This is a genomic window from Mucilaginibacter sp., from assembly GCF_036568825.1.
Lineage (GTDB): Bacteria > Bacteroidota > Bacteroidia > Sphingobacteriales > Sphingobacteriaceae > Mucilaginibacter.
Window position 1 is genome coordinate 135,087 of the sequence record NZ_DATCRU010000061.1, and the last position, 19,144, is coordinate 154,230.

The window sequence follows — 19,144 nt, forward strand, 5'->3', positions numbered from 1 at the left end:
TAGTAATAAACCATTTCAACTACTACAACCATTACAACCACTTCAACTAATACAACCAACACTAAAAATCGAGTTTCTTGTCCACCTCATTTGGTGTACCCTGTTCCTGCTGATCGTATGCGCTGCAATCGATAGTGATCGTCAATGGGGTTTTAGGTGCATCAAAGTCTGTGTCCTTCTTGATGCCTAACTCCGGATTGGCGTACACTTTTTGCATATATAATGCAAATATAGGCAAAGCGGTATTGGCGCCTTCACCGAGCCTTGTAGACCTGAAGTGGAAATCACGATCCTCGCAGCCTGTCCATACGCCGGTTACCAATTGCGGTACCATACCCATGAACCAACCGTCTGAGTTATCCTGAGGTGTCCCTGTTTTACCGGCAACAGGGTTGTTGATATGATAAGTATATCTTAGTCTTGACCCGGTACCGTTTTCAATTACGCCCTTCATCATATAAGTCATCACATAGGCTGTTTGCTCGTTCATGGCCTGGCTTATCCTTGGTTTGTGTGTATAAAGAACGTTACCTTTCCTATCCTCTATACGCATAATAAAAGTCGGCTCTGTCCATATACCGTGATTTGCAAATACGGAATAGGCACCCACCATATCATACACCGAAGCATTAAATACTCCTAAACAAATAGCAGGATAAGGCAGCACCGTTGGTGATGTTACGCCCATTTTCTTGATAAGGTTCACCACGGGAACCGGTCCAACCTGTTTCATTAAATAGGCCGTCACATAATTTTGCGAATAAGCCAGGGCAGTACGCAGGGTGATCATTCCTGGCTGCAGATCGTATTGTGACTGTCTTGGAATCCAGGGATCCTGGCCGGGAATATCGATCTCAACCGGGACATTATCGACTTTCATACAAGGCGAATAGCCATTATCAATAGCTACTGCATAAGTAAACGGTTTTGCAGTCGAGCCTACCTGGCGGGTTCCGTCTTTAACCTGATCGTATTTATAATGTTCGAAGCTAATACCACCTACCCAGGCTTTAATGTAACCGGTTTTGGGGTCCATGCTCATCAAAGAATTACGTAACAACATCTTTGAATACACAATGGAGTCGATCGGCTTCATAGTCATGGTGGTATCGCCTTTCCATGTAAACAGCTCAACTTTTGTAGGCGTATTAAAATCTTTCCTGATCTCTTCCGGAGACATCCCCTGTGCAGTATCAGCCTTATACCTGTCCGAACGGTGCATACCCTGATCGATCAATAGCTTGAAGTTTGCTATACTTTTAGATAAAGTATATCCATGCCAGTGATCATTAAACTGAACCTGCAACTTCCTCATGTATTCAGCCTGCGCTTCTTCAGCATATTGCTGCATGGTATAATTAATAGTAGTGTAGATTTTCAGGCCATCTCTGTCCAGATCATATGGGGTACCATCAGCTTTGGTAATTGATTCCTGGTCGAATATCTTTTGCACTTCTTTTTTTAGCACCGCCCTGAAATAGGGTGCAGGACCATCAGTGTGGCTTATTGGATTAAATTTCAAACCAAGCGGCTCACTCCTGTATTTTTCAAGTTCGTCTTCACTAATGAAATGTTGTTTAGCCATTAAAGGCAATACCACATTATTACGACGACCCAAAGCCCTGTCAGGATGTTTTATCGGCGAATAGGTACTTGGGGCGTTTATCATGCCCATTAATAAAGCTGCCTGGTCGGGAGTTAATTTATCCGGCGTAGTACTGAAATAAGTACGGGCCGCCGATTTGATGCCGAAAGTATTATATGCACCAAAGTCAACTTTATTCAGGTACATGGTGATGATCTCTTCTTTGGTGTAATGCTTTTCCAGCTGTACCGCCGTGATCCATTCTTTAAACTTTTGCGTGATACGGATAATTTTATTGTGGGATGGCTGCTCGGTAAAAATGAGCTTAGCCAATTGCTGGGTAATGGTACTGCCACCCTGCTTTTTAAAGATGTTCAGAAACACAATGCTGAACATTCGCCGGAAGTCTATGCCCGAGTGCTCCCTGAATCGTTCGTCCTCCGTAGCAATAAGCGCGTTAATTACATTGGGCGAAATCTGCTTGTAAGTTACATTCGAGCGGTTCTCTACGTAATAAGTACCCAGCACTTGCTTGTCTGACGAGATGATTTCAGATGCCTGGTTACTTTTCGGGTTTTCTATGTCGCGGAAGGTGGGCAAAGGGCCAAACACGCCCAGGTAAGTAGCTGCAATAATCAGTATTACAAGCAAAAAACAACCGGCAACGAATTTCCATATGTAACCGTTGTATCTTTTTATATCCTCTTGAGTTAATTTAACTGTTTTAACTGCCATTTATCAAATTTTAATTCAGGGTCAATATTAACTATTTCAATAATTGCTTTGGTAATATTCTATATAACTATCCAGCAAATTTTTATTGTTCAGCTTGTCTAAATTTTGTTTGGTTATGATAAAAAAGCTGTATTTATCCTTTGGTACCTTCATAATATCCGGCATTAATGGAATAATGGCACGTGCATAAGCTTTAACCGCATCGAGGCTGTAGAACCTGCCCACATAAATTAACTGGTTATCATCGCCAACATCTTTCAATTGGTGTGAAATAGCGCCTTCCTGGAAGTTAGCCCGGTTAAACTGCCCGATACCAAAGCGCGACGATGCCAGGTTGGTGGTAGCCGTGCTTACATTCACCACAAAATAATAATCGGTGCTATCGCTCATAGAGAAGATAGATGGCTTCGGCTTTGGTTTTACAGCCTCTGCCGCAGAAGGGTTATTTGCCGGTAGATTAGCCGAAGGCTTCATGGCAGTACTATCCGGTTTCTTTTGCTCCTGTTTTGGCTCTATCCGCTTTTGAGCAGTCTGCCGCACCAATTGCGAGTTATTGTAGGCAGCTATCTTATCCTGTATGGTCGGTTCTTGCTTAAACGGAACTTCAGTTGTATCATTATTAGTCAGCGCGACTGGATAAGTTGTCATTTCGGCTATGTGCGCATCCATATACACCAGGTGCTGTTTCACCAATGGGGTGATCAGTTTATCATCCGGGTATTTATTGATTATCCCCACCATTTCCTCCCTGAATGGCGCAAACCGTTCCAAATGACCGTCGGCAATTGCACGCAGATAAGCTAATTGCGATGAAAGTTTGTTATTGGGATATATTGTCATTAAGGAGTCTACGCCTTTAATTACTTCCTTAAATTTCTTTTTCGAGTAATTGTCGTACACAGCGTTGTACATTCCATTAAGGCCCGCGTCAGCATCGGTAACTTTTTTACCATATTCCGGATCAATGATGGTTTTGGCAAATACTGTTTCAGGATAGTTTTTTAACACCAGGCTTTTATACTCATCCGCTTTAGGGATATCAGGCAGCTCAGTATATAAGCGGTACAGGTTATAATAAATAGCGGCTTTATCAGCAGAGTTCGGGAAGCGAGTTAACAGTAATTCATAAATAGCTATTGCCTCTTTCTTATCACCCAATATATCACGGTAGAAGTTGGCAATATCGAAATAAGCATTATAGATACGCATATTTGATTGTGCAAGCAGCTCAGGAGTTAGCGGCAAGTCTTTAATCAATTGCTGCCTGTAATTCCCTGCGGAAACAGGCGCTTTACCCCCATTTGCTGCAACCTGGTCCGATGGTGCATCCGGGTCGATATTTTGTGTTGCGCCCAACGTACTTCCGCCGACTATACCTTTATTGCTTCTCCGCCAGTTATCTTCCAGTTTGCGGTTACCCCACTGTCGCTTAAAATCGTTAACGCCCATGCTGAGGGCATTTGCATTATAAAAATAAAAGCTGCTATTGCCTGTTGCACCTGGTGAGTTACCGTTGGTTTGATTTTGAGAAGGAGCCGCCGTTGCAGCCTGCAATTGCAGAATATGTTTCTGCACCATTGCATCTATCTTAGCTGCCCTGGCCTTCTCATCCAATTTGGCAAGCATTTGCAGGGTGTCTTCCCGGTCTATAATACCGTACCTGTCTGCCAGCACCTGCAGGTTATCCCTTTTCTTTTGAATTGACAAATAACCCGAATAATTGGTCGACAGGCTCATTAAAGTACTGTCATAATATTTTTTTGCGCCGATGTAATCCGCTTTATTTTTAAAATCGATATCAGCTAAACGCAGGTAGGAGAGCCCCTTCTGATTCTGATTTTTCCTGCTATTACGTACAGAGAGCTTATAATTTTTGACCGCATTGTCGATGTCCTTATTCACAAAGTATAGCTCAGCTATCTGGTAATAGATCTGGTCGATGAAATCCTTATTGTTATAGTTTTTGATTAATGCCCTCAGCCTGTCTATTCGGTTTATCTTTACACCATTTGCCATGTCCTCAATGCGAATACGGTTCAGGTTGGCGTTAAAGGCCATTTCAAATGATGCATTACTGCCCGCCACCCGTTTATAGTTTTTTATCGCGTCAGCATTTTTATTATTCAGCTCCTGTATCTGCGCCAGGATGAATGTCCAGCGGAAGCGTTGGACTTTGGTATGGCAATAATGAATAGCCTGCTTGGCTGCTTCCTCTGCATCGGCATATTCCTGCACATTAATATCATATTGCAGCTTGGTGGCATAAATATCGGCCAGATAAGTTTTCTTTTTGGGGTTGATGCCCTGTATGGCCGTGTCAATCACCAGTTTGGCCTTTGGCATCTGGTTCATGTACATCAACGACCGTGCTTTCCAGAACAACGCCTGTTGTACCAATGGCGCTTTATCAGGGAAAGACCGTGTCACATAGTTAAAATATTCAAGCGCTGAAAAGTAGTCTCCACCTAAAAAGCTGGCCTTACCCAAAACCAGGTAAGCATCGCCTATATAATGGCTTTGTTCTTTTATATTGATGATCTTGTTGGCTTTTGCTTTTGCTTCGGCGAGGTCCTTATCCGGCGTTGAGGATTGTGGAGTGGTATCCTGGTATACGCTTAATATTTCATTATAAGAGTCAACAAAAGATAAAGCGTAAGAATCCTGTTTTTGCCGTAATATTTCATTCGCATTAAAAAGAATATTGTAATGAGCCGTCAGGTTTTGAAGGCCGCGGTTAACAGCAGTTTGTTTTTGAAGGGCACACCCGGCTATAAAAAGCGCAAAAACTATTAAGGTGACTCGTTGTGATACAGACGTTTTGGAAATATGCTTCAAAATACAATCCAGGTTAAGAAAAGCCTTGCTAATTTACTAAATTGTATGGAATAGGATTAATAAATTTGCAGATGGCTAAAAATGAACCTGATGATAATAACGAGCGTCCCTTGAATGCTTATGTAAAGTATAGCGGACTTGGTTTCCAGATGATTGCTATTATCGGGGTATTTGCTTTTGCCGGGTATAAGATTGATGAATCGGCCCATCACCAGGTAAAATGGGTGACCGCCATATTGTCCCTCGTGGGAGTTTTTATCTCATTATACATAGTTATCGTATCTTTGAAAAAATAATTCAAACGTTATCACAATGAAAGTTCTTCCATCAATATTTGCTTACATCGTATTTGTGCTGGTGCTGGCCATTATGCCGGTTACCGCGCAGCATAATGGTTATGCTGATTGGCTGGTAGCTAATTTCTGGCTGATATTCTTCTTCCTTTCCGGTCTTACCTTTTTAGTAGTTACCGCAATCCTGATCGCGCAGCAAAAAAACAGGGAATACTACATCCAGGCCTTCATGGTATGCACTACGGTAAAAATATTGGCCTGTTTGTTTTTCATATTCATTTTTTTGGCAAAAAATAAGGTAAATAAGTACGTTTTTCTGGCCGATTTTTTTTATGTGTATTTATTAAATATGGTCTTTGAAGTTTATGTTCTGTTGCGTAACTTGCGGCACAAAAATTTAAGCTAGAAAACTTCAATTAGATGACAAACGGCACGATTTTAGACTCAAAAATTTTTAGAATTTCCCTGATTTGCGCGTTTTTTTTGATTCTGGGCGGATTTCCAAAGTCAGCAATGAGCCAGGAAAGTGCCAAAGATCCTAAAGAAGTAGCCAAAGCAGCAATCCTCGAACATATTGCCGATTCTCACTCCTGGCCGGTACTTGGAAAAACATCTATCCCTCTTCCGGTAATACTTTATACCGATAAAGGTCTTGAAGTATTTTCATCTGCTAATGTCAAAGAAGAGGAAGTGAATGGTGAGCCTAAAGAGAAAATATATCAGGGCGAACATTATTCTTATACCCTGGTAAATGACAAGATAAAAGTTGTTGGCAGCAATGGCGAAGTTGATCCGATAGCGACAAAAAATGTATGGGACTTTTCTATCACCCGCAACGTGGTGAGTTTGTGGATGTCGGGCATTATTTTACTGCTGGTATTTTTAGGCATCAACTCAACTTATAAAAAACGTGCCGGTAAGGCGCCGAGCGGCCTTCAATCATGGCTGGAGCCTCTGATCGTATTTGTGCGTGATGACGTTGCTATTCCGAATATGGGACATAAATATGTAAGATTTATGCCTTTATTGCTTACTATCTTCTTTTTTATTCTGATCAATAACCTGATAGGTATCATTCCGTTTTTCCCGGGTGGATATAACCTTACCGGTAACATTGCGGTAACACTTACTTTATCTGTAATTATATTATTTGTAGTAAACCTGAATGGCAACAAACATTACTGGAAACACATTTTTGTGCCTAACCCATGGTGGTTGTTCCCTATTATGATTCCGGTTGAGATTGTATCTATATTTTCTAAACCAATTGCATTGATGATCCGTCTGTTTGCGAACATGACAGCAGGCCACATTGTTGCATTGAGCCTTATATCATTGATCTTTATTTTCGGGACACTTTGGATTGCACCTGTTTCTGTTGGTTTCGTAGTGTTCATGGATGTGATCGAAGTGTTGATCGCCTTTTTGCAGGCTTATATTTTTACGCTTCTTTCATCTCTGTTTATCGGGATGGCTATCGAGGAGCACCATTAATTCGAATTAATCTTTATTAATATACACGTTTAAATTATCAAACAATGACTGGAATGATTGGAACTTTAGCTGCGGCTACAACAATGTACGGAAACATTGCTGCGCTTGGAGCAGGTTTAGCTGCTATTGGTGCTGGTATCGGTATCGGCCAAATCGGTGGTAAAGCTGTTGAAGCGATTGCTCGTCAGCCTGAAGCTATCTCTAAAATCCAAACAAACATGATCATCGCTGCGGCACTTGTTGAAGGTGTTGCGTTGTTCGCGGTGGTTGTAGCCATGATTGGCTAAAAAAGATACCCGGAGCGATTGGCTCCGGGCTTTTTTTTAACATTTGAACAGAATTAATTTATATAGAAATATACTATGGATTTAGTAACCCCCAATATTGGTTTAGTTTTCTGGACAACCGTTTGTTTCGCTATCCTATTATGGATATTAGGAAAGTTTGCCTGGAAACCGATCCTGGCTGCTATCAGCGAACGTGAAAAATCAATTGAAAGCGCACTTTCAATGGCCGAAGCTGCCAAAGAAGAAATGGCGCGTTTGACCAGCGAAAACGATGAGCTTTTGAAACAGGCACGTATCGAACGTGATAACATCCTGCGTGAAGCTAAAAAGGTAAAAGATCAGATCATCGGCGAAGCAAAAGATGCAGCCAATGCAGAAGCCGGCCGTATGGTGGAGCGCGCCCGTCTTGAGATCGAAAACCAGAAGGCAATAGCTATGGCTGATGTAAAAAACCAGGTAGCTACCTTATCAATAGATATTGCTGAGAAGATCTTGCGCAAGCAATTCGAAGATCAAAAGAAACAAGATCAATTAGTATCCGACCTTTTAAAGGAAGTGAAATTGAAATAGAGATATGAGATATTAGATGTGAGATATGAGATAAGTAAGGTGAACATTTGTGCCTCAATCTCAAGTCTCAAATCTCAAATCTCATATCTCATATCTAAAAAAAAGATATGTCTGAATTAACAGTTGCAACCAGGTATGCCAAATCATTGATCGATCTTGCGGTGGAACAAAAATCCCTCGAAGAGACGAAAAAGGATATGGTGTTTTTTTCGCAAACATTAAGGGCCAATTTCCAGCTTCAGGCAGTTTTGGCAAATCCTATCGTTGCCCATGGCAAAAAGATCAAGATACTGGAAGCCATATTTGGCGGTAAAGTAAGTAAGCTTACTGATTCGTTCTTCAAGATCATGATCAATAAAAGCCGTTCGGAGATTTTGTATGCTACTGCGAAGGAGTTCATTAATCAATATAATGTGATCAAACACATTATCAGGGCTCATGTGACATCGGCTACTCCATTGTCTGAAGAAAATAAAAAGAAAGTTGTTGCCGAACTGGAAGCAGCAACCAAAGGTACTATTGAACTGCATACCAAAGTTGATCCGAAACTGATAGGCGGATTTGTACTTACAGTAGGAGATATGCAGGTAGATACCAGTATATCAACCAGCTTGAATAAATTGAAACAGGATTTCGCCCGCGGGGTAAGTCAATAATTTAAAAACAAAACTCTAAATAGATAAAAAATGGTAGAGGTTAGACCAGACGAAGTATCAGCAATATTGCGCCAGCAATTATCGGGCTTCAAATCAGAATCTGAATTAGAAGAAGTAGGAACTGTACTTCAGGTGGGTGATGGTATTGCCCGCGTTTACGGATTAACAAAAGTTCAATCAGGTGAGTTGGTTGAGTTTGATAATGGTTTACAGGGTATCGTATTGAACCTTGAAGAAGATAACGTGGGTGTGGTATTGTTGGGTCCTTCAGATGAGGTGAAAGAGGGAGATACTATCAAACGTACCAACAAGATCGCTTCGATCAATGTTGGTGAAGGCATGCTTGGCCGTGTGGTAAACACACTGGGTGCGCCAATTGATGGGAAAGGTGCAATTGCAGGTAAAACCTACGAAATGCCGTTAGAGCGTAAAGCTCCGGGTGTAATTTACCGTCAGCCGGTAACTGAGCCTTTGCAAACCGGTATCAAAGCTATTGACGCGATGATCCCGATCGGCCGCGGTCAGCGTGAGCTGGTGATCGGCGACCGTCAGACAGGTAAAACTGCGGTTTGTATCGATACCATTATCAATCAGAAAGAATTTTATGCAGCCGGTCAGCCTGTGATCTGTATCTATGTTGCTTGCGGTCAGAAAGCTTCTACCGTTGCTAACATCGTACGTACACTGGAAGAAAACGGCGCTATGGCATATACCATCGTTGTAGCTGCAAGTGCTGCCGACCCTGCTCCAATGCAGTTCTTCGCGCCATTTGCCGGTGCTGCTATCGGTGAATACTTCCGCGATACCGGACGTCCTGCCCTGATCATCTATGATGACTTGTCAAAACAGGCTGTTGCTTACCGCGAGGTGTCATTGTTATTACGTCGTCCACCGGGCCGCGAGGCTTATCCGGGTGACGTGTTCTACCTGCACAGCCGTTTATTAGAGCGTGCCGCTAAGATCAGCCAGAACGATGATATCGCGAAATCAATGAACGACCTTCCTGAGTCGATCAAAGGTATCGTTAAAGGCGGTGGTTCATTAACCGCACTTCCGATCATTGAAACCCAGGCAGGTGACGTATCGGCATATATCCCAACCAACGTAATTTCAATTACCGATGGTCAGATATTCCTTGAGTCAAACCTGTTCAACGCGGGTGTTCGTCCTGCTATCAACGTGGGTATCTCTGTATCACGTGTGGGTGGTAACGCGCAGATCAAATCAATGAAAAAAGTTGCCGGTACATTAAAATTGGATCAGGCACAGTTCCGCGAGCTGGAAGCTTTCTCAAAATTCGGTTCAGATCTTGACGCGGCTACCAAAACCGTATTGGACAAAGGTGCACGTAACGTAGAGATCCTGAAACAAGGTCAGTACTCTCCGGTAACTGTTGAAAAACAAGTTGCTATAGTTTACGCAGGTACTAAAAACCTGATGCGTAACGTGCCGGTGAACAAGATCAAAGAATTTGAAAGTGAATATACTACCCAGTTAGAAATGCGTCATCCTGAAACCCTGGCTGCTTTGAAAGCCGGCAAACTGGACGACACGATCACCAGCGTACTGGAAACAGTAGCTAAAGAACTGGCAGCGAAATACTAATGTGCGAATGTGCGGATATGTAAATGTGCAGATGATTGCATAGCCGTACATTTCAATAACTAATTTTTAAGCAAAGCAATTTGCACATCTGCACATCAAAAATTTGCACATTCAATAAATGGCTAATTTAAAAGAAGTAAGAAACAGGATCGCGTCGGTATCGTCAACGCAGCAGATCACCAAGGCTATGAAAATGGTTTCGGCTGCTAAGTTGAAACGTGCCACCAATGCTATTATACAGTTGCGCCCTTATGCTGATAAGCTGAAGGAAATGCTGGCAAACCTTTCAGCAAGTCTGGAAGATGGTTCGTCTCCTTTTCTGGAAGAACGCGCGCCAAAACGTGTACTGATCGTAGTAGTATCATCAAACCGTGGTTTGGCTGGTGCCTTCAATACCAACGTGATCAAAACAACTAATAATCTGATAGCTGAAAAATACAGCGATCAATTAAAGGCCGGTAACGTTTCTATCGTAGGTATTGGTAAAAAAGGGCAGGAGTTTTATCAGCGTCGTAAATACAACGTAATTGGTAATAACAACGAGTTGTTCAGCGACCTTACTTTCCTGAATGTTTCAAAGGTAACCGAAGCTATTATGGATGGCTTTTTAAAAGGTGAATTCGACCGCGTAGAGGTAGTTTATAACCGCTTTAAAAATGCTGCTGTACAGTTCCTTACTGTTGAGCAGTTATTACCTGTTCCAAAAGCTGAAAAGCAAGCGAATACAAATACATCACAGGTTGATTATATCCTTGAGCCTTCACAGGAAGCGATTGTTGAGCAATTGATCCCTAAAAACATCAAGATCCAGTTATACAAAGCCGTACTAGATTCACACGCTTCTGAACACGGTGCACGTATGACCGCAATGGATAAAGCAACTGATAACGCAGGCGAACTGTTAAAACAACTGAAACTGTCGTACAACCAGGCACGCCAGGCAGCTATTACTACCGAGCTTACCGAAATTGTGAGCGGTGCCGCAGCGTTGTCATCAAACTAAAAAGAATAGTATTCTATATCGAAAGGCTTCTCGTGAGAGAGGCCTTTTTTGTTTGTCTGAATTATGATTTAAAGTGATTACATGAAAACTATAAGCAACAAAATCATAGTAAGTCAAAAAATCATTCAAATCATAGTTCAGACAGTATAAAATATTAAAACTATTGTCCGTTTTTCGGTAAACATTTTTATTTTTGTCAAAAAACATTAACCCTTAAGAATATGAGTTCAGTAGAGAACGCTAACGACGAACGCCACTACATTTTGATAGTAATAGCTATTGCTATCGGGCTGGTGGGAGTATATCTTCGCTTTGCCGGCGATGCACCTTATTTCAATTGGATAGCTAATATTATCCTGATCACTGGTGTGGGTATTGCGTTAAAAGGTGTGTTTTCAATTTTGAAGTAAGAAACTTACAACTCTATAAATGGAAAAGCGCTTAGGATATCTAAGCGCTTTTTTTATGACACGATTATAGGATTTTAAAGATTTTCTGGATTATGATATTGCCTGATTAACTAATTACTGGTTAACTGATCAACCAATCTCTAATCAACTAATCTCTAACCCCTACTTCGGCCTGTACTTCGAATCATTTAATATCTTCTGATAGTCTCTATTCGCCATCAATTGTGGCAGGCTTACCTCCGGGTGCTTATCCATATATTGGCGGACGATCTGCCAGCCGGTCCACAAGGCTAGCTTAGGGGCAGCATCATTTTTCTCGCCAAGCCCAGGAGTGAATGGCGCTTCGCCGATGTATTTCTGTATCTTCTCGAAATCGCTTTCATAAAGCAGGTTTTCCTCAAGGAAATATCCCCAGATCTGTGATTTATAATCGTCGCACCATTTCAGCTGTTTGCCGGTGTATCCTATTTTGGTGGTATCGGCTACATAAGGCAGTATCATATCCATAAAATATAATATTTTGCCGTTGTAGATCATTTTTGCGAGCAGGGTTTTATCCTGTTCATTTTCTGGGAACATGTCCTCACGTGCAATGCCTTCAACTATGCGCGGTGCAATGTTATCAGGGGTAAAACGACGGGAAATATATTTCGGAATGGTTTCGGTCAATGCAGGGTAGAACCTGGAATCGGCCCCTAAAAACATATCTAGCCCCACGGCAAAATAACCATCGCCGATAGAAGTTTGTGCCTGGAAACCCGAAATGTAGGCATACACCTTTGGCAGCTTCTTTTGCGGGAAATAATACTTGATATGACGGAATGCATCAGTTACCTGTTCATTGGTTTTATCCATATTGGGAAAAACAGAATCGACATCGTGTTTCAGATCGCGGTAGCCATCGCCGGCAAACATATTATGCAGCTGTTTAAAATAACCGGTATCCCCAATTGAACCATACTGCATAATGCGCTGGATATAGTCGGCATAAAAAGGACCGTATTTCTTGAACATCGCAACGGCTTGCATACCCATCGGCTTTGAGCGCATTTCATCAAGGTCATGGTCGAACCGTTCGATCTTCACATTAACGTCAATATTGCTTACATCAACCTTTTTAGACCGGCCACAGGCAGTTAGTAATAAACAGCTGAGAAAAATTAGGTAAATTTGCTTAGCCCTGATGTAATTGAAAACCATTTTTTGTCGTTTTAGCAAAAATATATTTTTCACCTGCATTAACCTAAGTAAATTGATATCTATACTATATGAAGATCGCTCTCGCACAATTGAACTATCACGTTGGTAATTTTGAATCGAATACTGCCAAAATTATCGACCATATACATGCGGCAAAACAACATGGTGCCGACCTTGTAGTATTTGCTGAATTGTGCGTATGCGGCTATCCTTCGCGAGACTTCCTGGAGTTTAAAGAATTTATAGGATTATGTGATGCCTCCGCAAGAAAGATCGCCGCAGAATGTCAGGGTATCGCCTGCATTATAGGGCTTCCCACTGTTAATAACAATGCCGAGGGTAAGGACCTGAATAACTCAGCGTACTTTATTGAGAATGGTGAAGTAAAAGCAATAGTGAACAAGGCTCTTTTACCTAACTACGACATTTTTGATGAGTACCGTTATTTTGAACCATCAACCCAATTTAGCTGTATTGATTTCAAAGGTCATCGAATCGCATTAACCATCTGCGAAGATCTTTGGAATACCATTGAAAACCCCCTGTATGTGACCCGCCCGATGGATATGCTGATCAAAGAGCAGCCCGATGTGATGATCAACATTGCGGCTTCCCCTTTTGCTTATAACCACGACGAAGAACGTATCGCTATCCTGAAGGATAATGCCCTAAGATATCAACTGCCGTTGTTCTATGTAAATCACGTAGGCGCTCAAACAGAATTGATTTTCGACGGGGGCTCCCTGATATTTAATAATAAAGGCGAATTAATAGATGAACTGCCTTATTTTGAAGAGACTCTAACCTATTATGAGTTGGATGATAAAGCAGAAGTAAAGCTGCTTCAGCCATCAACAAAACGTGAGTCAAGACAAAGCGATATTGAACAAATTCACCAGGCCTTGGTATTGGGTATCCGTGATTATTTTTATAAATCAGGATTTAAAAGTGCAATCTTAGGTCTATCGGGTGGTATTGATTCAGCTGTGGTTTGTGCATTAGCGGCTGAGGCCCTTGGTCCGCAAAATGTGATGGCTGTATTGTTGCCCTCACGCTTTTCAAGTGACCATTCAATAAAAGATGCCGAAGACCTGGTTAAAAACCTTGGCTGCAAGCACGAGATTATCCCGATAAGGCATATAACCGAGGCATTCGAAAATACGCTGCATCCGCAATTCAATAATCTGCCATTTAATATTGCAGAAGAAAATATTCAATCTCGAAGCCGTGCGGTCATTTTAATGGCAATGTGCAACAAATTCGGTTATATTCTATTGAATACATCCAACAAGAGCGAAGCCGCAGTGGGCTATGGCACCTTATATGGCGATATGTGCGGTGGTATATCAGTAATTGGCGATGTTTACAAAACTCAAGTATTTGAATTGGCCCGATATCTGAACCGTGAGCGAGAAATCATTCCAATCAATACTATCGTAAAACCACCGTCAGCTGAGTTGCGCCCTGACCAAAAGGATACCGACTCGTTGCCGGAATATGATATTCTCGATCCGATATTAACCGAATATATCGAAAACCGCTGCTCATCCAATGAGATCATCCAAATGGGTTTTGATGAGCAGACTGTACGCAGAGTGCTGAGATTAGTAAATTTAGCGGAGCACAAACGCTACCAAACCCCGCCGATTTTGCGTGTATCGCCAAAAGCATTTGGTATGGGGCGTCGTATGCCGATCGTAGGAAAATATTTATCGTAAAAAACTAATGAAAATCTAATTTTAGGATTAAACCATTTGAGCTTAAATTAGTCTAAAGGAATATATAGGAACTTTCAGCCATGAAAACATCAATCTACCGCGCAATTGGCCTGGTGGCTATTGTCGCACTATCCGCATGTAATCGTTATAATTATTACACTGCTGGCCTCAACAAAACCAACATGAGCCAGTACCGGTCTTTTGCATGGCTTTCTCCGCAAGGCAAAATGGAGGATAAACCAACTGCAAATGCTGTAGCCGATCTTAAAATTAAAGACGCTGCTGTAGCTTCACTAACCAATAAAGGGTTAAGAATGCAAAAAAACAATCCTGATCTGTTGGTTACTTATACTGCAAAAGTCGGATTGGGTTCAAAAACTGTTTACTACCCAACTTATTATGGTACCGGATTCTATCCTGGTTTTGGTATAGGTTATGGCTGGGGCTATCGACCTTACTATTGGGGTTGGGGTGGTCCGGCATTCGTTTACTATGGCGGCATGACTGCGGTAGATAAAGAACACTATAAGGAAGGCACTATTGTTATTGATTTGATTGATACCCGCACCCGCAGAGTGGTATGGCGCGGATTTGGCGTAGGCGAGGTACATCACGATGTTCAGAAGAATATTGATGACATTCCAAAGATTGTTGAAGGTATTATCGAACAGTTAAACACCGGCGCACCCGGAACAAAAGCATCTTAATCCCCTCGTAATATTTATTGTTTTAATTATCCCTGCTGTGTGGTGCGGCAGGGATTTTTGTTTTTAGACCGATCAATTGATTATTGGAAGGTTGTAATTATCCGTACGTAATTTGAAATTCGATACCCGTCATGCAGTAGAAGGGTAGCCTTTAGCGAGGCAAGGACATGGCTTTTAATTTTCTACAAAGCGGTAGACCCTACGGGTCAAGCTATAAACAGGTTATTACTGGTACGAATGGGTATCGGTACAATTAAGCATTCAATCTTAAAAATCCCGATAATCCAACAATCGTGTCAATAAAAAATGCTGCAATGAAACTCTCACTGCAGCATCCGTGAATGGTTAATATGTGGTATGTTATAGTTTGATAAGCTTGCTTTCGCCTACGAAGCTTTGGGTTTTGTTGTCCATCACCCGTACTACATAAGTGCCCGGCATCAGGTTACTGATATTTCCCTGCCATGAAGCTTGTGAGGAGATCACCTCTTTCACTACTAAGCCGGTGCTGCTTACAATCCTGATATTATAAACACCTGCATCCGAGTTTTGCGCTGATATAGCCAGGTTAACAGTGCTTCCTGCAGGATTAGGATATACGCTCAGGTTACGGCTAATAATATTGTTTGTATTAGCGTACTGTATGGTTACAATTTTTGAATAAGAGATGTTATTGTTGATGTCTTCTTGTTTCAGGCGGTAAAGGTTGGTACCGTTAGCCGGATTTTTGTCAAGAAAGCTATAATTGCCCTGATCAGCTGCGGCAACGCCACCTAATATTTGATAAGTTGTGCCGTTATCTATACTTCTTTCAACAGTAAAACGGGTATAGTTACCTTCGTTTTTGGTATTCCAAACCACATTTACCTGGCGAACATTGTTTACTTTGTTGGCTGCAAAGTCGATCAGTTTATAAGCATATGCCTGGTTTTGGCGTACAACCACTACAAAACGGTTGCTCCCAAAGCTTGCGGTATCTTTAGTGTCGATATCGAACAGGTAAGAAGGATTTACTCTCATATCTACAGAGTCTTTCCTGTAATTATCCATCAGCCAGATGTCATACAATTTTGGCAAACCAGCCAGCGATTTCAAACTCATGGTGTAAGTGCCAGATGCAGTAGCTGCTATATTTAAGCCAACCCTGGTAGCTGCTTGTTTTGGCAATGGCTGTTGGTTGATGGCCAAAGCAACATGATCACTTGATGAGCTTGATAAGCTTACCGGAGCGAAACCTCTGATATATAGTGCATCTGCACCGAAATCAAATGTTGTTTTTGCGCTCTCATTAAAACGGATCACGATGTTTTCGTTGTGGATGCTGTCTTTTGATAGCTGCAATTTCAGGTACTGATTATTAACCTGGGCTTGTGCTGTTGTGCTCATCAGTAGACTTGTACCTGTAACTTGCGCAGTAGTTTTAGCACTTTCATTGAAGGTTAAAGTAGCAGCGTTATTTAAAGCTACCACGAAAAAGCCTTCACCGCTTGGAATAACGTTACTTGCGCCATTGGTATTAAGCGGGCCACCCGCACCTGAACCTGCATAATACACACCATATGAACCGGTAGTTGGGTTAAGCATTTCGATATAGGTTGCTACGTTAGGACCGTAGATACCGTTGGTGCTTGAAGTCTGGCTAAATTTATCCCAATCGATTGAACTTGGATATGGGTTACCCACTAAGTTAAACCCAATGGTACCTACCGGGCTGGCAGATGTATAGCTTAAGTTACCATTAGTGGGAGTAAACCAGTCTTTAAAAGTTATGGTGCCCTGGTTCAAAGTTCCGACAGAAGTAACTGCACCCGCTGTTGCTGGTGAACCCGAAACATATGGTGTTGCTGTACCAATTACGCCCCTGAAATAGCACAGGTAACCGTTAGCAACCGGAATATTAAACGGACCGCCATCGATATTGATCATGTAATCAGGCGCTGCGCTGATATCAGCAATACCGCGGAAGCTGCTGTTCAGGAAGGTAGTACCCAATGGTGCAATATCCTCACGATACAGGTATAAAGATGGATTACCTGGTTTACTGGTAGCAGTAGTTGCAAAGTTTGTCCCGGTGATATAAGTAGAGTTAAGCAAGTAATTGATGCTATAAATATTGTTGCCACCTGCGGTAGCATTATATACAGAGGATGTCACCAATCTGTATCCGCGAACACCACTCATATAACGTTGTACTGATATGTTCCCTGAAACACTTGAGGTTGAAGGAATAGCAGCTATTGAGGCTGAACCGTTTGCATCAGATGTTAGCGTGAATGTACCATTGTTGGTTAATGTAGATGATGCAGACAGCGTGATCACCAGGTTTGATGAAGCGGTTATAGAGCCGGTAGCATTAATTACTGAAGTTCCGCCTAAAGTAAGGTTACCTGGTCCGGCGATAGTTGCTGAGCATGATGTATTGCCCTGTATGCCGGATGATACAGTCAGGGTTTGACCTGAATTAATGGTTAAAACAGGAGTGTTGTTTGCGCCAAATTGAATTGAGCTAACCGAAACGCTGCTGCTGATTATTGGCTGATAAGCGCCGCCTGTATAAGGAGCTACACCGATTTGAATTGTTTCACCACTTACAGGTACGTGGCCTGCGCTCCAGTTACCTGGAGTATTCCAGTCGCCTGATGTGCTGCCAAGCCAGTTGTTTAGGCACGATAAAGTAATAGTTGTGGTTGAGACACCGGAGGTATTGAACCCGGAAATTGTATAAGTTGTTGGTAAGAACCCTGCAGCTGGTGTGCCGCTGATGGTCCCTGATGTTTGATCAAAGACTAAACCGGCAGGAAGTGCTGAAGGTGTAATGGTATAACCTGTCAATACAACTTTCCGGATGTTGTTCATTGCACCGTCAATCACGTAGCCTATACCGGTATTATCGATCCACAAATCTACCGGATGGCCAAATTTTGCTGCTGCACCTGTACCATCGGCCCAACCATATTGAGCAGGACTGCCTGCTACAGTTGCCACAGTCTGATTTGGTAATATACTTCTTACACAGAAGTTTAAAAGGTCGCCTACGTAAACTACATTACCCAGCATTGCTACGCCGGTAGGATTGTTAAAGCGCGCGGCTGTACCTACACCATCTGCATAGGTTACAGATTCAGGCAGGGTATATTGGTAATCTGTAGTGCCGGCAAATGTTGTTACAACTCCTGCTGATGTTACTTTTCTTATAGCATTGTTCAGGTAGTCAGCTACATACACGTCATTGTTTGATACATCCACCTGTACGTCATTCGGCATGTAAAAACGTGCAGCAGAGCCTGTTCCGTTTATATATTGTGGGACGGTGTTACCGGCAATGGTGGTTACCACACCTGCAGGATTAATACTCTGTATCTGATTGGCATCCTGTTCGGCACAAATCAAATTACCGGCGCTATCAAAGCTTAAACCCGAAGCACCTACAACTAACGTTACCCAGGTAGTTACATTACCGGTAGTAAGGTCCATTTTCCGTATAGAGTTATTGCCATAATCACCGATGTATAAGGTGGTACCTGTAGGGTCAAGTACAATACCATCCGGACCGTTAAACAATGCTGCCGTGCCAATTCCATCCTGGTTGCCTCCATAACCGTTTACACTTCCTGCAATGGTTGTTACTACACCTGCCGGGGTAATCTTGCGGATATCGTTGCTAGAGTATTCAGCAACATAAATATTACCATTTGCGTCGCCTGTCACGGCTTCCATATCCCAAAAACGGGCATTGGTACCGGGAAGATCAACGTGACCTGAATAGCCATTCGTGTTCCCCGCAAGCGTAGTCACCTGTCCGTAAAGAGTAGCCGGAACTGGGCCGCCTGTGTTGGTGATAGTCGCACTAAAAGGACTTCCAACCGATAACGTTGGAGATGACGAAGAGTAGGTAATATTTGGAAGCTGGGCTTGCGCGAAGCTGCTCAATAAAACCAGGACGATCAGGGTATGTAATAACTGTTTCAATTTCGGATAGATTTGGTTCTTAATAAACTTATGGGAAATGTGGTAAGTCCATTGCCCCCCACAGTTTTAAGACAAAC

At 42.2% G+C, this 19,144-nt stretch carries 15 protein-coding genes; 11 read left to right on the forward strand and 4 right to left on the reverse strand.

Translation table 11 applies throughout. The annotated features are described in order from the left end of the window. Positions 1-61 precede the first annotated feature (61 nt). Positions 62-2,320, reverse strand: coding sequence for a penicillin-binding protein 1A (locus VIM89_RS13345; protein ID WP_488156660.1), 2,259 nt, complete (start codon positions 2,318-2,320; stop codon positions 62-64). A gap of 36 nt (positions 2,321-2,356) precedes the next feature. Next, complete coding sequence (gene porW / locus VIM89_RS13350) at positions 2,357-5,155, reverse strand: type IX secretion system periplasmic lipoprotein PorW/SprE (protein WP_488156661.1); 2,799 nt, start codon at positions 5,153-5,155, stop codon at positions 2,357-2,359. A gap of 71 nt (positions 5,156-5,226) precedes the next feature. On the opposite strand from porW, the gene VIM89_RS13355 reads away from it, so the two are divergent. The 9 genes from VIM89_RS13355 (at position 5,227) to VIM89_RS13395 (ending at position 11,473) form a co-directional block, all read left to right on the forward strand. Then, complete coding sequence (locus VIM89_RS13355; protein WP_488156662.1) at positions 5,227-5,451, forward strand: AtpZ/AtpI family protein; 225 nt, start codon at positions 5,227-5,229, stop codon at positions 5,449-5,451. Positions 5,452-5,467: 16 nt separating this feature from the next. Continuing rightward, positions 5,468-5,854: a hypothetical protein gene (locus tag VIM89_RS13360; RefSeq protein ID WP_488156663.1), complete on the forward strand. Its 387-nt coding sequence runs from the start codon at positions 5,468-5,470 to the stop codon at positions 5,852-5,854. Positions 5,855-5,961: 107 nt separating this feature from the next. Then, positions 5,962-6,942 (forward strand): F0F1 ATP synthase subunit A, encoded by a 981-nt coding sequence (gene atpB / locus VIM89_RS13365; RefSeq protein ID WP_488156664.1) that lies wholly within the window; start codon positions 5,962-5,964, stop codon positions 6,940-6,942. Positions 6,943-7,025: 83 nt separating this feature from the next. Continuing rightward, the gene (gene atpE, locus VIM89_RS13370; RefSeq protein ID WP_488156699.1) at positions 7,026-7,229 is read left to right on the forward strand and encodes an ATP synthase F0 subunit C; all 204 of its coding nucleotides are present in this window, start codon (positions 7,026-7,028) and stop codon (positions 7,227-7,229) included. A gap of 75 nt (positions 7,230-7,304) precedes the next feature. Then, positions 7,305-7,799, forward strand: a complete 495-nt coding sequence (locus VIM89_RS13375) for a F0F1 ATP synthase subunit B (RefSeq protein WP_488156665.1) — start codon at positions 7,305-7,307, stop codon at positions 7,797-7,799. Positions 7,800-7,906: 107 nt separating this feature from the next. Beyond that, the gene (gene atpH / locus VIM89_RS13380; protein ID WP_488156666.1) at positions 7,907-8,455 is read left to right on the forward strand and encodes an ATP synthase F1 subunit delta; all 549 of its coding nucleotides are present in this window, start codon (positions 7,907-7,909) and stop codon (positions 8,453-8,455) included. Positions 8,456-8,485: 30 nt separating this feature from the next. After that, complete coding sequence (atpA, locus tag VIM89_RS13385; RefSeq protein ID WP_488156667.1) at positions 8,486-10,060, forward strand: F0F1 ATP synthase subunit alpha; 1,575 nt, start codon at positions 8,486-8,488, stop codon at positions 10,058-10,060. Positions 10,061-10,178: 118 nt separating this feature from the next. Continuing rightward, complete coding sequence (gene atpG, locus VIM89_RS13390) at positions 10,179-11,063, forward strand: ATP synthase F1 subunit gamma (protein WP_488156668.1); 885 nt, start codon at positions 10,179-10,181, stop codon at positions 11,061-11,063. A 221-nt stretch (positions 11,064-11,284) separates the two neighbouring features. After that, positions 11,285-11,473: a hypothetical protein gene (locus VIM89_RS13395; protein ID WP_488156669.1), complete on the forward strand. Its 189-nt coding sequence runs from the start codon at positions 11,285-11,287 to the stop codon at positions 11,471-11,473. Between the two features lie 162 nt (positions 11,474-11,635). On the opposite strand, the gene gldB is transcribed toward VIM89_RS13395, so the two are convergent. After that, on the reverse strand, positions 11,636-12,673 hold the full coding sequence (gldB, locus tag VIM89_RS13400) for a gliding motility lipoprotein GldB (protein ID WP_488156670.1): 1,038 nt from the start codon (positions 12,671-12,673) through the stop codon (positions 11,636-11,638). Between the two features lie 68 nt (positions 12,674-12,741). Between gldB and VIM89_RS13405 the strand changes: the two genes are divergently transcribed. Together VIM89_RS13405 and VIM89_RS13410 are read left to right on the forward strand one after the other, a co-directional pair. Next, positions 12,742-14,391: an NAD+ synthase gene (locus VIM89_RS13405; RefSeq protein WP_488156671.1), complete on the forward strand. Its 1,650-nt coding sequence runs from the start codon at positions 12,742-12,744 to the stop codon at positions 14,389-14,391. Positions 14,392-14,471: 80 nt separating this feature from the next. Beyond that, positions 14,472-15,098, forward strand: a complete 627-nt coding sequence (locus VIM89_RS13410; RefSeq protein ID WP_488156672.1) for a DUF4136 domain-containing protein — start codon at positions 14,472-14,474, stop codon at positions 15,096-15,098. Positions 15,099-15,458: 360 nt separating this feature from the next. Here the strand turns inward: VIM89_RS13410 and VIM89_RS13415 are convergent, their stop codons facing one another. Continuing rightward, positions 15,459-19,067 carry a T9SS type A sorting domain-containing protein gene (locus VIM89_RS13415; RefSeq protein WP_488156673.1) on the reverse strand — a complete coding sequence of 1,203 codons (3,609 nt, stop codon included), beginning with the start codon at positions 19,065-19,067 and terminating at the stop codon, positions 15,459-15,461. Positions 19,068-19,144: the final 77 nt, after the last annotated feature.

Excerpts from the sequence above, each read along its gene's own strand:
- atpE (WP_488156699.1), top strand. The coding sequence starts at position 7,026 with ATGTACGGAAACATTGCTGCGCTTGGAGCAGGTTTAGCTGCTATTGGT.
- VIM89_RS13355 (WP_488156662.1), top strand. The coding sequence starts at position 5,227 with ATGGCTAAAAATGAACCTGATGATAATAACGAGCGTCCCTTGAATGCT.
- VIM89_RS13375 (WP_488156665.1), top strand. The coding sequence starts at position 7,305 with ATGGATTTAGTAACCCCCAATATTGGTTTAGTTTTCTGGACAACCGTT.
- VIM89_RS13360 (WP_488156663.1), top strand. The coding sequence starts at position 5,468 with ATGAAAGTTCTTCCATCAATATTTGCTTACATCGTATTTGTGCTGGTG.
- VIM89_RS13395 (WP_488156669.1), top strand. The coding sequence starts at position 11,285 with ATGAGTTCAGTAGAGAACGCTAACGACGAACGCCACTACATTTTGATA.
- atpA (WP_488156667.1), top strand. The coding sequence starts at position 8,486 with ATGGTAGAGGTTAGACCAGACGAAGTATCAGCAATATTGCGCCAGCAA.
- gldB (WP_488156670.1), bottom strand. The coding sequence starts at position 12,673 with ATGGTTTTCAATTACATCAGGGCTAAGCAAATTTACCTAATTTTTCTC.
- atpB (WP_488156664.1), top strand. The coding sequence starts at position 5,962 with ATGAGCCAGGAAAGTGCCAAAGATCCTAAAGAAGTAGCCAAAGCAGCA.
- atpH (WP_488156666.1), top strand. The coding sequence starts at position 7,907 with ATGTCTGAATTAACAGTTGCAACCAGGTATGCCAAATCATTGATCGAT.
- atpG (WP_488156668.1), top strand. The coding sequence starts at position 10,179 with ATGGCTAATTTAAAAGAAGTAAGAAACAGGATCGCGTCGGTATCGTCA.
- VIM89_RS13410 (WP_488156672.1), top strand. The coding sequence starts at position 14,472 with ATGAAAACATCAATCTACCGCGCAATTGGCCTGGTGGCTATTGTCGCA.
- VIM89_RS13345 (WP_488156660.1), bottom strand. The coding sequence starts at position 2,320 with ATGGCAGTTAAAACAGTTAAATTAACTCAAGAGGATATAAAAAGATAC.
- VIM89_RS13405 (WP_488156671.1), top strand. The coding sequence starts at position 12,742 with ATGAAGATCGCTCTCGCACAATTGAACTATCACGTTGGTAATTTTGAA.